Raw genomic sequence first — 14,231 nt, 5'->3', positions numbered from 1 at the left:
CCCCGATGGTTATCCGCGCTCGGCCCGCTTGGCCGCGTCCCAGAGCGCGTCCATCTCGGTCAGGGTCGAATCCTCGGGGCGACGGCCTTCGGCCTGCAATGCCGCCTCGATCGACTGGAAGCGACGGGTGAATTTCGCATTGGCGGCCCGCAGCGCCTCCTCGGGGTCGATATCGAGATGCCGGGCGAGATTGGCCATGACAAACATGAGATCGCCGAATTCCTCGGTCAGATGGGCGTGATCGGCATTGTCCTTCGCCTCGACCAGTTCGGCGGTCTCCTCGGCAAGCTTGTCGAGCACCTGTTCCGGGCCGGGCCAGTCGAAGCCGACCCTTGCCGCACGGTTCTGCAGCTTGATGGCGCGGGTCAGGGCCGGCAGGCCAAGCGCCACCCCGTCGAGCACGCCCTTCTCGGCCTTGGCGGCGCGTTCGGCGGCCTTGATCGTTTCCCAATCCTTGATCTGCTGCTCGGCCGACTTGTCGCGCGATTCGTCGCCGAAGACATGCGGGTGGCGGTCGATCAGCTTCTCCGAGATCTTCGCCGCGACATCGGCGAAATCGAACATGCCCTTTTCCTCGGCCATCTGGGCATGGAAGACCACCTGCAGCAGCAGATCGCCCAGTTCGCCCGGAAATTCGTCCCAGGCCTCGCGGGCGATGGCATCTGCGACCTCATGCGCCTCCTCAATGGTATAGGGAGAGATCGAGGCGAAATCCTGTTCGATATCCCAGGGACAGCCGGTCTGGGGGTCGCGCAGGGCGGCCATGATCCCGATCAGGCGGGCGATCTCGGCCTGGTTGCGGTCGGGCGTCTCGGGCATGTTCAGGGCGGCGCTGTCGGGCATGGCGATCTCCTTCCCGGGCAGGGGTGCCACAGCGCGGGGGGTAAGTCCACTCTGGCCCGATACCGCCCGGCGCGGCAACCGCGCCTGCATCGTTGCCGCTTTCTTGCCATTACCCGCCGCGAAGATTAGGTTGCGCGGCAATTCGGGGCGCGTGCACGCGTTCCATCACCCTGACCGACATTCCGAAAGGACCGCCGATGTTCATTTCTCCTGCTTATGCGCAAGCCGCCGGTGGCGCGGGTGGCGTGGCCGCGATTGGCCAGTTCATCCCGCTGATCCTGATCTTCGTGATCATGTATTTCCTGATCCTGCGCCCGCAGCAGAAGCGCATGAAGGAACATCGCAACATGGTCGGCGCGCTGAAGCGCGGCGATCAGGTGATCACCCAAGGCGGACTGATCGGCAAGGTCACCGATGTCAAGGACGAGGAAGTGACCGTCGAGATCGCCCAGGGCGTCAAGGTTCGCGTCGTGCGCAGCACCATTGCCCAAGTGCTGAACGTCACCGCCCCTGTCGCCGCCAATTCCTGAGGCCCATTCAAGGCTTTCCGACATGCTGGACATCCCGCTCTGGAAACGCGTCCTGATCCTGGGCGTGGTGGCAATCGGCCTGATCTGGGCGATGCCGAATCTGTTCTACAGCCGGGTCGAGACCCATAACGACGCGGTTGCCGCGTCTGAAAAGGCTGGATTTGCAACCGAGGAACAGCAGGCTGCCATGGCAGGCTGGCCGAACTGGCTGCCGAACGGGCTGGTCAATCTGGGTCTCGACCTGCGCGGCGGCGCGCATCTTCTGGCCGAGGTCGAGGTTGCGGAGGTCTACAAGTCCCGCATGGACGCGCTCTGGCCGGAAATGCGCCGGGTGCTGGCCGAACAGCGCGACACCATCGGCGCGGTGCGCCGGGTGCCGGCGCCCGATGGCGAATTGCATATCGAGATCGGCAATGCCGACCAGATGGCCGCCGCCGTCGCCGCGGCACGCACATTGGCCACGCCGGTCGTCTCGTTGAGCGGGGCGGGGCAGAACGACATCGACATCTCGGCCTCGGGCAAGGTGCTGACGATCAAGCTGTCCGATGCGGAAAAGACCGCGACCGACGACCGCACCGTCCAGCAATCGCTGGAAATCGTGCGTCGCCGCGTCGACGAGGTCGGCACTCGGGAACCGACCATCCAGCGTCAGGGCGCGAACCGTATCCTGATCCAGGTGCCGGGCATCGGTTCCGCCGCCGAGTTGAAGGCGCTGATCGGCACCACCGCCAAGCTGACCTTCAACCCGGTGATCCGCCGCACCACCGATGCCAATGAATCGCCCGGGATCGGCAATGCGCTACTGCCCTCGATCGACGAGGAGGGCGTCTATTACGTCATCGAGGACAGCCCCGTCGTCACCGGCGAGGAGCTGACCAACGCCCAGCCCAGCTTCGACCAGAACAGCCAGCCGGCGGTCAGCTTCAACTTCAACCCTTCGGGGGCACGCAAGTTCGGTGCCTATACTGCGGCGAATATCGGCCAGCCTTTCGCCATCGTGCTGGATAACGAGGTCATCTCGGCCCCGGTGATCCGCGATGCGATCACCACCGGGGCGGGGCAGATCTCGGGCTCGATGGATGTCGCCAGCTCGACCCAGCTTGCGGTTCTGCTGCGCGCAGGCGCCCTGCCGGCCAAGCTGACCTTCCTGGAAGAACGCACCATCGGCCCCGAGCTTGGCCAGGACAGCATCGATGCCGGTCGTATCGCCTCGCTCGTGGGCTTTCTGGCCGTGGTCGCGCTGATGATCGCCAGCTATGGGCTTTTCGGCGTCTTTGCCTCGGTCGCGCTGACGCTGAATATCGGGCTGATCTTCGGCCTTCTGTCGATGATCGGCGCGACCCTGACCCTGCCGGGGATCGCCGGGATCGTGCTGACCATCGGTATGGCGGTCGACGCCAATGTGCTGGTCTTCGAGCGTATTCGCGAAGAAACCGCCCGTGGACGCGGCCCCGCCCGCGCCATCGAGGAAGGCTATTCCAATGCCATGTCGGCCATTGTCGACGCCAACGTCACCACGCTGATCATCGCCGGTATCCTGTTCACCATGGGCTCCGGCCCGGTGAAGGGCTTTGCCGTGACGCTGGCCATCGGCATCGTGACTTCGGTCTTCACGGCGCTCTGGGTGACGCGCCTGATGATGGTGACCTGGTTCGACCGCGCCCGCCCGAAGACGATTGAGGTGTGATATGGCCTGGCGACTGAAACTCGTACCCGACAATACGCAGATCGACTTCTTCCGTCTGCAGGCCATCACCTTCGGGGTGTCGACGCTGCTGGCGGTGGCCTCGGTCGTCTGCCTGTTCGTCATGGGGCTGAACTTCGGCATCGACTTCCGGGGCGGCACCACCATCCGCACCGAGGCCACGCAGCCGGTCGATGTCGGTGCCTACCGGCAGGCGATTGCGCCCCTGAACCTCGGCGATGTTGCGATTTCGCAGGTCTTCGATCCGACCTTCGGCGCCGACCAGCATGTGGCCCAGATCCGCATTCAGGCCCAGGAAGGCGCCGAGGCGGTCAGCCCCGAGACCATCGCCAAGGTCGAGGATGCGCTGAAACAGGTCGATCCCTCGATCACCTTCCCCTCGGTCGAATCGGTCGGTCCCAAGGTCTCGGGAGAGCTGATCCAGACGGCGGTCATGGCAGTGATGGCCTCGCTGGTGGCGATCTCGGTCTATATCTGGTTCCGCTTCGAATGGCAGTTCGCGGCCGGTGCCTTCGTTTCGCTGATCCATGACGTGCTGATCACCCTCGGCGTCTTCAGCCTGTTCCAGATCAAGTTCGACCTGACCACCATCGCGGCGCTGCTGACCATTCTCGGCTACTCGATCAACGATACCGTCGTCGTCTTCGACCGGCTTCGCGAGAACCTGATGAAGTTCAAGACCACGCCGCTGCGCGATCTGATGAACCTTTCGGTCAACGAGACGCTCAGCCGGACGGTCATGACCTCGGGCACGACGCTGGTAGCGCTGATCGCGCTGCTGGCTTTGGGGGGCGACGTGATCCGTGGCTTCGTCTTCGCCATCACCTTCGGGATCGTGATCGGGACCTATTCCTCGATCTATGTTGCCAAGAACATCGTGCTCTGGCTGGGCGTCAAGCGCGACTGGTCGAAGCCCGACCCCGAGGCACTGCCCGACCAGTTCCGGGACGCGCCCTGATGCAACTGACCGAGGCCCAGTTTCCGTCCGGGGCAAGGCCCATCGACGGCTACGGGCCCGGTTTCTTCCGCATCGCCGGCAAGGTGCACGAGGGCGGGGTGACCGTCTCGGCCCTCGGTGTCTCGCCCTGGCGCGGGCTGGCGGATAAGGCCCCGCTGCTGGCGCTGGCAGGTCAGACGGATGTGCTGTTTCTGGGCATGGGCGGCGATATCGCGCCGCCGCCGCGCCCGCTTCTGGCCCAGCTTGAAGCGGCGGGGATCATGGCCGAGGCGATGTCCTCACCCTCGGCTGCGCGCAGCTATAACGTGCTGCTGGCCGAGGGGCGGCGCGTGGCCTGCGCGCTCATCCCGGTATGAGCCTGCTGGCCGTCCACGAGCTTGCCGTCGCGCGCGGCGGGCTGAGGGCGGTGGAAGGGCTGTCCTTTTCGCTCGATGCCGGGCGGGCGCTGATCCTGCGCGGGCCGAACGGCATCGGCAAGACCACGCTTCTGCGCAGTGTCGCCGGGTTGCAACCGCCGGCTGGCGGAAGGGTAGAGATCGCCCCCGAGAGCGTCGCCTATGCCGCCCATGCCGACGGGCTGAAATCGGCGCTGAGCGTAGTTGAGAACCTGCGCTTCTGGGCCAATATCTTCGGACAGCCCGACATTGCCCCGGCGCTTGATGCGATGAACCTGCGCGAGCTGGCCGAGCGTCCGGCCGGTGCGCTTTCGGCCGGCCAGAAGCGCCGGCTGGGGCTGGCACGACTGCTGGTCACGGGCCGCCCGCTCTGGGTGCTGGACGAGCCGACCGTGTCGCTCGATGCCGAATCGGTGGCGCTTTTTGCCGGTCTGGTCCGCGCCCATCTGGGGCAGGGCGGCGCGGCGCTGATCGCCACCCATATCGACCTTGGCCTGCCCGAGGCCGAAATCCTCGATCTTGGCCCTTACCGCGCAAGGCTGGGCGACCGGCAGAACGCGCCGAAAAGCTTCAACGAGGCCTTCGCATGAGCCGCGCCGTCAGGGAGACCCGGCCATGATGGCGCTGCTTCTGCGCGATCTGCGGCTTGCCACCCGCGCCGGCGGCGGCTTCGGGCTGGGACTGGGGTTCTTCCTGATCCTCTGCATGTTGATCCCCTTCGGGGTCGGACCGGAAGGCGATGTTCTGGCGAAAATCGCCCCCGGCATCCTCTGGGTCGGGGCGCTGCTCGCGTGCCTTCTGTCGCTCGACCGGATCTTCGCGCTGGATCACGAGGATGGCTCGCTTGACCTGCTGGCGACCGCGCCGATCCCGCTGGAAGGTGCGGTCGCGGCAAAGGCCTTCGCGCATTGGCTGACCTCCTGCCTGCCGCTGATCGTGGCCGCCCCGCTGTTCGGGCTGCTTCTGCACCTGCCCACTGCTGCGACCGGCTGGCTGATCGCCTCGCTTCTGATCGGCACACCGGCGCTGTCGATGCTCGGTGCCTTCGGGGCGGCGGTGACGGTGGGCCTGCGGCGCGGCGGGCTGCTTCTGTCGCTGCTGGTGCTGCCGCTTTACCTGCCGACGCTGATCTTCGGGGCCGAGGCCACCCGGCGCGGGGCCGCCGGCATGGACCCGACCACGCTGCTGGTGCTGCAAGGCGCGATCACGCTTCTGGTGCTGGCACTGATCCCCTTCGCGGCGGCTGCGGCAATACGTATCAACCTGCGGTAAAGACTTCGCCAGCCGAAGCCGGTAAGGGCTTCACGCGAACCCCGCCGCGCGCTAGGAAATGCCCATGTCGATCTGGGAATACGCCAACCCCGTCAAGTTCATGCAGACCTCCGGGCGATTTCTGCCCTGGGTGGTCGCGGGCGCGGTGCTGTGCATGGTGACGGGGCTGGTCTGGGGCTACTCGACGCCGCCCGATTACCGGCAGGGCGCCTCGGTCAAGATCATGTATCTGCATGTTCCCGCCGCGATGATGGCGATCAATTGCTGGCTGATGATGCTGGTCGCCTCGCTGATCTGGATCGTCCGGCGCCACCATGTCAGCGCGCTTGCCGCCAAGGCCGCCGCCCCCATCGGTGCCACCATGACCCTGATCGCGCTGGTGACCGGTGCCGCCTGGGGCCAGCCGACCTGGGGCACCTGGTGGGAATGGGACCCGCGCCTGACCTCTTTCCTGGTCCTGCTGCTGTTCTATTTCGGCTATATCGCGCTTTGGGAAGCGGTCGAGAACCCGGACAGCGCCGCCGACCTGACCGGGGTCCTCTGCCTTGTCGGTTCGGTCTTCGCGCTGCTGTCGCGCTATGCGGCGCTGTTCTGGAATCAGGGCATCCATCAGGGATCGTCGCTTTCCGTCGCCCCGGGCGAGCGGATGAGCGAGGTCTATCGCTATCCCCTTTACCTGACCATGCTGGGGTTTTTCCTGACCTTTGTGGCGCTGCTTCTGATCCGCACCCGGACCGAGATCCGCATCCGCCGCACCGCCGCCCTGCAAGCCCGCGAGGCCCGCTCATGATGGAACTCGGCAAATATACCCTGCCGGTGCTGCTGTCCTATGGGGTCAGCATCACGCTTCTGGCCCTGCTGATCTGGCAGAGCCTTTCCCGCAATGCCCGCGCCCGGCGCGCGCTGGAACGGCAGGAGGGCAAGCGCGATGCGCATTAAGCCCCTGATGCTGATCCCGCCGCTGGTCTTTCTGGGTCTGGCGCTGCTGTTCCTGTGGGGGATGGGTCGCGACGATCCGAACGCGATCCCTTCGACCTTCGTCGGGCGCGAGGCACCGCCCCTGCCGCAGACCGCGCTGCCCGGCAACACCCAGCTGACCGACGAGATGCTGCGCCAGCCCGGGGTGAAGCTGGTGAATTTCTGGGCCAGCTGGTGCCCGCCCTGCCGGGCCGAGCATCCGACCCTGACCGAGCTTTCGGCCCGCCTGCCGGTCTACGGCGTCGATCTGAAGGATAACGAGGCCGACGCGCTGCGCTTCCTTTCGCAGGACGGCAATCCCTTTCACGCCATGGCCACCGATCCGCAGGGGCGCGGCGCCATCGACTGGGGCGTGACCGCGCCGCCCGAGACCTTCATCATCGATGCTCAGGGCCGCATCCTTTACCGCCATGCCGGCCCGCTGGTGCGCGAGGATTACACGAACCGCTTCCTGCCCGAACTGGAAAAGGCGCTGGCCGCAGAATAACGGCATGTCCTGTCGCTGTCAGGGCGAGGCCGCCGGTCCGAAAGGGCCGGCTGTTTGCATATGCCCCGTCGCCTGTGGAGCAATCCATCGAACGGTGCCCGCGCCGAACGCAACCAGATAATCTGGCCGGTTCCGGGGCCTGCCCTGCGTGCGTTGGCAGCGGATCGCCTGCCTTGGGACGCAAGCCGGCTGACTTCAGATAGGCCACAACCATTGCGAATGCACTCCGGCGCGAGTCGCATAAATATGCAGAAAAAAGTCAAGAATTTCTGCGCCAGAAGCGATATGTGAGCGCAAACCTGCCGAAAAGGACAGGTTCAGAACAAATTTAGCTAATTTGTATATGCTTTGGTATAGTCTATCCTAACCCAGCGTCACGCCAAAAGGCGTGGCACAAGTGAACCATACGTTTCCGTATGGATAATTGCCTATCGATTGCGACGCGGTCTGCCGCCGTTGCGTCTGTTAAAGGGGAAAGTGTGAATGGCTCAATCTGTTACCTGGTATTTGACCGATGTGACGAGAACGGGTGGCAGCGGGGATTAGACGGTCAACGGCACATCGACGCAGGTCGATGTCTGGTTTGGGACCCAAGCAGAGTGGAATGCGCTGACCACGACCGAGCAGGGTGCTTACGATATTCATATCATAAGCACGGATTCCCTCGTCAACGCGGATGAGACCAAAGCGGCGTTTTCAACCTACAGTTCGACTAACAGCCTGAGCTACACGTTTCCCAACAATTCCGGTTTCCTGGGCACGAACGATATCGACCTTGATGGCAGCGGTCCCGGCGGGCTGGAGCCTTCAGTAGGCCTTGCTGTCGACGGCGGTTCCATCCAGTCCTCCAATCACGCCATTATCATTACTCTGGACCCGATCACGGCCGCGACAATAGGTGATGGCTATCAGCCTGGACAGGGTAACTTCAGCCCGTTCCGCCCCGGCAAGCTGACCCCGCCCTGCCTGACGCGCGGCACGCTTGTGCGCACGCCCGGCGGTACGGTCGCAGTGGAAGCGCTGCGTGTCGGCGATATGGTCGCAACGGCGGATCACGGTGCCCGTCCGGTGGCGATGATCTGCTCGACCAAGGTCGCTGCGTCCGGGTTGAGCGCTTCGCCCGAGTTGCGCCCGATCCGCATTCGTGCCGGCGCGCTTGGGGATGGGCTGCCCACTGCTGATCTTGTGGTCAGCCCGCAGCACCGGATGCTGGTCCGCTCGAAAATCGCGCAGCGCATGTTCGGCGCGCTGGAAGTGCTGGTTGCGGCCAAGCAGCTTCTGGCAATCGACGGGGTCGAGATCGACGAGATCGGGCAGGGGGTGGAGTATTTCCACATCCTTTTCGAGGAACATGAGGTGATCTTCGCCAATGATGCCCCGACCGAAAGCCTGTTCACCGGGCCAGAGGCGATAAAGGCGTTGTCCCCGGCTGCGCGGGCAGAGGTCTTCTCGATCTTCCCAGAGCTTGTGGAAGACGATACCACCATGCTGCCGGCACGGCTGCTGGTACAGGGTCGGCGCGGTCGCCAACTGGCAAACCGCCACGCAATCCAAAGCAGGGAACTGCTGATGTAATGGAATTTCGGGCCGGTTCGCTTGGCGATCCGGCCCGAATTCTGTCTTCTCGCTCGCCTCAGACGATCCCGCCGCCGCCGCCCGCCGATTTGGGCCGCGTCGCCGCCACTTTCGCCCGATAGCCCGAGGCGCGGTAGGCTGCGACCGGGTCGATGGCCGCGCCGGCACGTTGTCGCGCCATGGCCAGGATCGGCTCGACATCGGTGCGGAAGGCCGCGCGCAGGGTCGCCGCCGCCATCAGCGCATCGTTCTCCTGCCGGAAGCCCTCCAGCGCCGCACGATCCACCAGCGAGGCCTGCACATAGGCGCGCTGGATCTCGCACGCGCTGACGATCAGGCTTTCGATGGGATCGGTGACATTATGGCTCTGGTCGATCATGTGCGACAGGTTCAGGCCGGGCGTGTCTTCCAGCTCGACCAGCTCGTTGAAGACGAGGAACAGGCGGAAGGGTTCGATGGTGCCGCTGTCCAGGTCGTCATCGCCATATTTGCTGTCGTTGAAATGGAAACCGCCCAGCTTGCCGGCGCGGATCAGGCGCGCGACGATCATCTCGATATTCACATTCGGCGCGTGGTGGCCCAGATCGACCAGACATTGCGCCTGATCGCCCAGTTCCTGCGCGATCATCAGGCTGGTGCCCCAGTCCTGCACCACGGTCGAATAGAAGGCGGGTTCATAGATCTTGTGCTCGGAGAAGATCCGCCAGTCGCCGGGCAGCTTCGCATACACCTGCTTCATCGCATCGAGATAGCGCTCGAACTGCTGCGACAGCGAGGTCTGGCCGGGAAAGTTCGAGCCGTCGCCGATCCAGACCGTCAGCGCCTTGGAGCCGATCTTCTCGCCGATCTCGATACATTCGATATTATGCTCTATGGCCTGTTGCCGGGTCGCGGCGTCGGTATGCGACAGCGAGCCGAATTTATAGCTATGGGCCTGATCCGCCTGATCCTGAAACGTGTTCGAGTTCATGGCGTCGAAGCCCAGGCCCTGTTCTTCGGCCTTGACCAGCAGGTCGGCGGGGTCGGCCTTGTCCCAGGGGATATGCAGGCTGACTTTGGGCGTGGCGTCGGTCAATTGCTGGATGACCCCGCAATCGTCCAGCTTGTCCATGATGCCATTGGGCTCGCCCTCGCCCGGGAAGCGGGCGAAGCGGGTGCCGCCGGTGCCGGTGCCCCAACTGGGGATGGCGACGCCGAAACCGGTGGCGCGGGCGGTCAGGGCCTCGATATCGACGCCGCGCCGCGCCAGACGGGCGCCGAGGGCGTCGTAATCGCTGGCCAGATCGGCGGCGCGTGTGGCGTTTTCGGATTCGATGATGTGCTTGTCGATCATGGCGCTCACCGGGTGAAGGCCTGGACGTTGCCTGCGTCCACGTTGAGGATATTGCCGGTCGACTTGGCAGACAGGTCGCTGGCGAAGAAATAGGCGGCTTCGGCGATATCCTCGGGCAGGACGGATCGCTTCAGCATGGAACGCTGGCGATACATTTCCTCCAGCCCCTCCTTGTCGGTCTTGTAGGTCGAGGCGCGCTGATCCAGCCAGTCGCCCTCCCATATCTTCGAGCCGCGCAGAACCGCGTCGGGGTTGACGACATTGACGCGGATGCCCGCCTCGGCCCCTTCAAGCGCAAGGCAGCGCGCAAGGTGGATTTCCGCCGCCTTCGCCGTGCAATAGGCACTGGCATTCGGGCTGGCGGCAAGGCCGTTCTTCGAAGCCACGAAGATCACCGAGCCGCCGATATTTTCGGTGCGGAACAGGCGGAACGCCTCTCGGCTGACGAGGAAATAGCCGGTGGAGAGGATGTCCATGTTCTTGTTCCACAGCGCCAGCGAGGTCTCCTCGACCGGGGCCGAGGACGCGATGCCGGCATTCGATACCAGAATGTCCAATCCGCCGAACTCGACCGAGGTTTCCGCGAAGGCGGCGGCGACCTGGGCTTCGTCGGTGACGTTCATCGCAACGCCGCGCACGACATCGGCGCCGTGCCGGGCGGCGAAGCCCTTCGTCACCTCATCCAAGGCCGTGGCGTCGATATCGGCCAGCATGACGCAGGCGCCCTCGCGCAGGAAACGCTCGGCGGTGGCGGCGCCAATGCCCCCCGCGCCGCCGGTGACAAGCGCGATCCGGCCCGCCAGCGCCTTGGGTTTCGGCATCCGCTGCAGCTTGGCTTCCTCAAGCAGCCAGTATTCGATGTCGAAAGCCTCCTGTTCCGGCAGGCCCTGATAGGTGCTGACGCCGGAGGCACCGCGCATCACGTTGATGGCGTTGACATAGAACTCGCCCGAGATCCGCGCCGTCGCCTTGTCGAGTGCGAAGGTCAGCATACCGACGCCGGGGACCAGATAGACGACCGCATTCGGGTCGCGCAGCGCCGGGCTGTCGGGATGCTTGCAGCGGTCGTAATAGGCGGCGTAATCGGCGCGATAGGCGGCGACGGCATCGGGCAGGCTGGCGATGGTGGCGTCCAGATCGGGGTTGGCCGGGTCGAAATCGACGACCAGCGGGCGGATCTTGGTGCGCAGGAAATGATCCGGGCAAGAGGTGCCGAGCGGCGCCAGATCGTCCAGCATGTCCGAGCCGACGAAGTCCAGCACCGCCTTCTGGTCGTCGAAATGACCGACCTTGTGGCGATCTTTCGAGATCAGCCCGCGAATGACCGGCATCAGTTTCGCGGCAATCTCGCGGCGCTGCGCCTCGGGCAGGGTGGGGCCCTTTTCGCCGCCAAAGGCCGGCTTGCCGTCGGTCTTCGCCTCCAGCCAGGCGGCGGCCTTGTTGATGACATCGAGCGTGGTCTGATAGCAGTCTTCCGCCGTGTCGCCCCAGGTGAACAGCCCGTGGCTTTCCAGCACCGCGCCCTTGGCGTCCGGGTTTTCCCTGGCGAATTTTTCCAGCCACAGGCCAAGCTCGAAACCGGGGCGCTTCCAGGGCAGCCAGCCGATTTCGTTGCCGAAGATCTCGGCGGTCAACTCCCTTGAATTGACCGAGGCCGCGATGGCGATGATCGCGTCGGAATGGACGTGATCGACATGCTTCTTCGGCACATAGGCGTGCAGCGGCGTGTCGATGCTCGCGGCGCGCGGGTTCAGCGCGAAGGTGCAATGGGGCAGGTAGCCGACCATTTCGTCTTCATGTTCCAGCCCGCGATACTTGCCCTTCAGCGCCTCAAGCTTCTCCATGTAGAGCGTCGAGAACCCGTCCATCTTCATCGAGCCGATATCGCCTCCCGAGCCCTTGACCCACAGGACCTCGACCTGATCGCCGCTCAGGGGGTCGGTTTCCATCACCTTGGCCGAGGTATTGCCGCCGCCGTAATTCGTCACCCGCTTGTCGGACCCCAGCAGGTTCGACCGGTAAAGCAGTTTTTCCGATTCGCTCATGGATGCGGCTTTTGCGTCATCCCACAGATTTTCAAGACGATTCCCGGTATCGGACTGGGTCATGGGTGCCTCCCTCATCGCAGCGCGGCGGCGCGCGTTCCTGCCTTCGGATACAGGCAAAACCGCGTAATGGTCAATCAATTTCGATCATAAGCGATCATTATGCAGGTGCAGAAAGCAATTCTGCGATTGAAAATGATTGACAATGATCGAAACCGATGAAATTTTGCGACAAGGGAGAGGGACATGCTGGAAACCGAACGCCATCGCATCATTCTGTCCGCCGTGCAGGAAAAGCCGGTGGTGACGGTCGCGGACCTGTGTGCGCTGACCGGCGTGTCCGAGGCGACGGTGCGCCGCGATATCGCCACGCTGCATATGGGCAAGAAGCTGCGCCGGGTGCGCGGCGGGGCCGAGGCCATCGCGCCGCCGCAATTCGCCGGCATCAATGCGCGCCCCTTCGCGGTGAACCAGACCGTCAACGTGGCCCAGAAGCGCGCCATCGCCCAGGCGGCGGTCGAGTTGTGCGATGACGGCGACGCGATCATCATCAATGGCGGCACCACCACCTTCCAGATGGTCCACCCGCTGACCACCAAGCGGTTGCAGGTCTTTACCAACAGTTTCCCGATTGCCGAACATCTGCTGAAGCAGTCGAAGAACACCGTGCTGCTGCCCGCCGGCGCCATCTATCGCGAACAGAACATCATCCTGTCGCCCTTCGATGCCGATGGCTCTGGCCATTTCTATGCCAAGCGCATGTTCATGGGTTGCCGGGGCCTCGGCCCGCTGGGGCTGATGGAGGGCGATCCGCTGCTGGTTCAGGCCGAACAGAAGCTGATCGGTCAGGCCGATGAGTTGGTCGTGCTGGCCGACAGTTCGAAATTCAAACAGCGCTCCAGCCTGCTGCTCTGCCCGCTGAACCGCATCCATACCGTCATCACCGACGATGGCATCGGCGATCGCGAGGCGCAGATGCTGGAGGCCGCCGAAATCCGTCTGATCGTGGCCGAGGTGGCTGCCTCGGACCGCAGGAAACGCGCGGAGGAGTAACGCGCAATCACGCTCATGGGGAGGATAACGATGAGCATTCTGAAGAAGGCACTGACCACCGCAGCACTGGCGACGGCACTTCTGGCCACCACCGCCCAAGCTGAAAACATGCGCATCGCGCTTGTCGCCAAGGCGCTCGGCATCGGCTTTTTCGAGGCCGCCGACAAGGGCGCCGAGGAAGCCGCGAAGGAGCTCGGCGATGTCGAGATCATCTATACCGGCCCGACCGACACCACGGCGGAAGGCCAGATCGAGGTCATCAACAGCCTGATCGCCCAGAAGGTCGACGCCATCGCCATCAGCGCCAATGACACCGACGCGCTGGTGCCGACGCTGAAAAAGGCCATGGATCGCGGCATCACCGTGATCAGCTGGGATTCGGGCGTGGCCCCGGAAGGCCGGATGATGCAGCTGAACCCGTCCAGCTCGCCCCTGATCGGCAATACCATCATCAAGCTGGCCGCCGATCACCTGCCCGATGGCGGCGATGTGGCGGTGCTGTCGGCCACCACCACCTCGACCAACCAGAACACATGGATCGAGGAGATGAACAAGGTCAAGGACAACTACCCGAACATCAATGTCGTGGCGACGGTTTACGGCGACGATCTGGCCGACAAGTCCTATCGCGAGGCGCAGGGGCTGATGCAGACCTATCCCGACCTGAAGGCGATCATCGCGCCGACCTCGGTCGGGATCGTGGCGGCCGCGCAGGCGGTGACCGATGCCGGCAAGATCGGGCAGGTGAATGTCACCGGTCTGGGCCTGCCGTCCGAAATGGCGGGGCATGTGAAATCGGGCGCCTCGCAAAGCTTCGCGATCTGGAACCCGATCGACCTCGGCTATACCGCGACGATGATCGCCTATCACCTGGCCAAGGGTGACGTGAAGGCGGAACCCGGCGCGGTGATCCCGGTCGGGCGCATGGGGGAAGTCACGCTCGACGACAAGACCGAGGCCGCGATGGCCGACCCCTTCACCTATGACGCCAGCAATATCGACGAGTTCAGCTCGATCTTCTGATTGCGACTTGCGGGGTCCGGTGGGTCCGGGCCCC

General features: G+C 64.2%; 15 protein-coding genes. 12 read left to right on the top strand and 3 right to left on the bottom strand.

The window, feature by feature from the left end:
* Window positions 1-9: 9 nt before the first annotated feature.
* Window positions 10-819, bottom strand: coding sequence for a nucleoside triphosphate pyrophosphohydrolase (mazG, locus tag Q0330_RS17350; RefSeq protein ID WP_299482767.1), 810 nt, complete (start codon window positions 817-819; stop codon window positions 10-12).
* 221 nt (window positions 820-1,040) lie between these two features.
* Between mazG and yajC the strand changes: the two genes are divergently transcribed.
* The 10 genes from yajC (at window position 1,041) to Q0330_RS17300 (ending at window position 8,743) form a co-directional block, all read left to right on the top strand.
* A complete protein-coding gene (yajC, locus tag Q0330_RS17345) occupies window positions 1,041-1,373 on the top strand; it encodes a preprotein translocase subunit YajC (RefSeq protein WP_299482472.1) in 333 nt (110 codons plus the stop codon).
* Between the two features lie 22 nt (window positions 1,374-1,395).
* Window positions 1,396-3,060: a protein translocase subunit SecD gene (gene secD, locus Q0330_RS17340; RefSeq protein ID WP_299482469.1), complete on the top strand. Its 1,665-nt coding sequence runs from the start codon at window positions 1,396-1,398 to the stop codon at window positions 3,058-3,060.
* A 1-nt stretch (window position 3,061) separates the two neighbouring features.
* A complete protein-coding gene (secF, locus tag Q0330_RS17335) occupies window positions 3,062-4,036 on the top strand; it encodes a protein translocase subunit SecF (RefSeq protein WP_299482466.1) in 975 nt (324 codons plus the stop codon).
* Window positions 4,036-4,392 carry an Mth938-like domain-containing protein gene (locus tag Q0330_RS17330; RefSeq protein WP_299482463.1) on the top strand — a complete coding sequence of 119 codons (357 nt, stop codon included), beginning with the start codon at window positions 4,036-4,038 and terminating at the stop codon, window positions 4,390-4,392. The genes secF and Q0330_RS17330 overlap by 1 nt, the downstream gene beginning before the upstream one ends.
* Complete coding sequence (gene ccmA, locus Q0330_RS17325) at window positions 4,389-5,021, top strand: heme ABC exporter ATP-binding protein CcmA (protein WP_299482460.1); 633 nt, start codon at window positions 4,389-4,391, stop codon at window positions 5,019-5,021. The genes Q0330_RS17330 and ccmA overlap by 4 nt, the downstream gene beginning before the upstream one ends.
* 25 nt (window positions 5,022-5,046) lie before the next feature.
* Window positions 5,047-5,703: a heme exporter protein CcmB gene (ccmB, locus tag Q0330_RS17320; RefSeq protein ID WP_299482457.1), complete on the top strand. Its 657-nt coding sequence runs from the start codon at window positions 5,047-5,049 to the stop codon at window positions 5,701-5,703.
* 64 nt (window positions 5,704-5,767) lie between these two features.
* On the top strand, window positions 5,768-6,493 hold the full coding sequence (locus Q0330_RS17315) for a heme ABC transporter permease (protein WP_299482454.1): 726 nt from the start codon (window positions 5,768-5,770) through the stop codon (window positions 6,491-6,493).
* Window positions 6,493-6,642: a heme exporter protein CcmD gene (gene ccmD / locus Q0330_RS17310; protein WP_366518345.1), complete on the top strand. Its 150-nt coding sequence runs from the start codon at window positions 6,493-6,495 to the stop codon at window positions 6,640-6,642. The genes Q0330_RS17315 and ccmD overlap by 1 nt, the downstream gene beginning before the upstream one ends.
* Before the next feature lie 7 nt (window positions 6,643-6,649).
* Window positions 6,650-7,168 (top strand): DsbE family thiol:disulfide interchange protein, encoded by a 519-nt coding sequence (locus Q0330_RS17305; protein WP_299482763.1) that lies wholly within the window; start codon window positions 6,650-6,652, stop codon window positions 7,166-7,168.
* A 951-nt stretch (window positions 7,169-8,119) separates the two neighbouring features.
* Window positions 8,120-8,743 (top strand): Hint domain-containing protein, encoded by a 624-nt coding sequence (locus tag Q0330_RS17300; protein ID WP_366518347.1) that lies wholly within the window; start codon window positions 8,120-8,122, stop codon window positions 8,741-8,743.
* Between the two features lie 58 nt (window positions 8,744-8,801).
* Here the strand turns inward: Q0330_RS17300 and rhaI are convergent, their stop codons facing one another.
* Entirely contained in the window at window positions 8,802-10,076 is a 1,275-nt protein-coding gene (rhaI, locus tag Q0330_RS17295) for an L-rhamnose catabolism isomerase (RefSeq protein WP_299482447.1), read from the bottom strand.
* A gap of 5 nt (window positions 10,077-10,081) precedes the next feature.
* The gene (locus Q0330_RS17290) at window positions 10,082-12,184 is read right to left on the bottom strand and encodes a bifunctional rhamnulose-1-phosphate aldolase/short-chain dehydrogenase (RefSeq protein ID WP_299482444.1); all 2,103 of its coding nucleotides are present in this window, start codon (window positions 12,182-12,184) and stop codon (window positions 10,082-10,084) included.
* Between the two features lie 183 nt (window positions 12,185-12,367).
* Here Q0330_RS17290 and Q0330_RS17285 point away from each other — a divergent pair, with 183 nt between their 5' ends.
* Window positions 12,368-13,174: a DeoR/GlpR family DNA-binding transcription regulator gene (locus Q0330_RS17285; protein ID WP_299482439.1), complete on the top strand. Its 807-nt coding sequence runs from the start codon at window positions 12,368-12,370 to the stop codon at window positions 13,172-13,174.
* 30 nt (window positions 13,175-13,204) lie between these two features.
* Window positions 13,205-14,197, top strand: coding sequence for a rhamnose ABC transporter substrate-binding protein (gene rhaS / locus Q0330_RS17280; RefSeq protein WP_299482436.1), 993 nt, complete (start codon window positions 13,205-13,207; stop codon window positions 14,195-14,197).
* The last annotated feature ends 34 nt before the right edge of the window (window positions 14,198-14,231 follow it).

It is taken from the genome of uncultured Paracoccus sp. (assembly GCF_937873615.1).
In the GTDB taxonomy this organism is placed as follows: domain Bacteria; phylum Pseudomonadota; class Alphaproteobacteria; order Rhodobacterales; family Rhodobacteraceae; genus Paracoccus.
The sequence above is the reverse complement of the archived record's forward strand: the minus strand, read 5'-3'. Positions and strand labels throughout refer to the sequence as shown.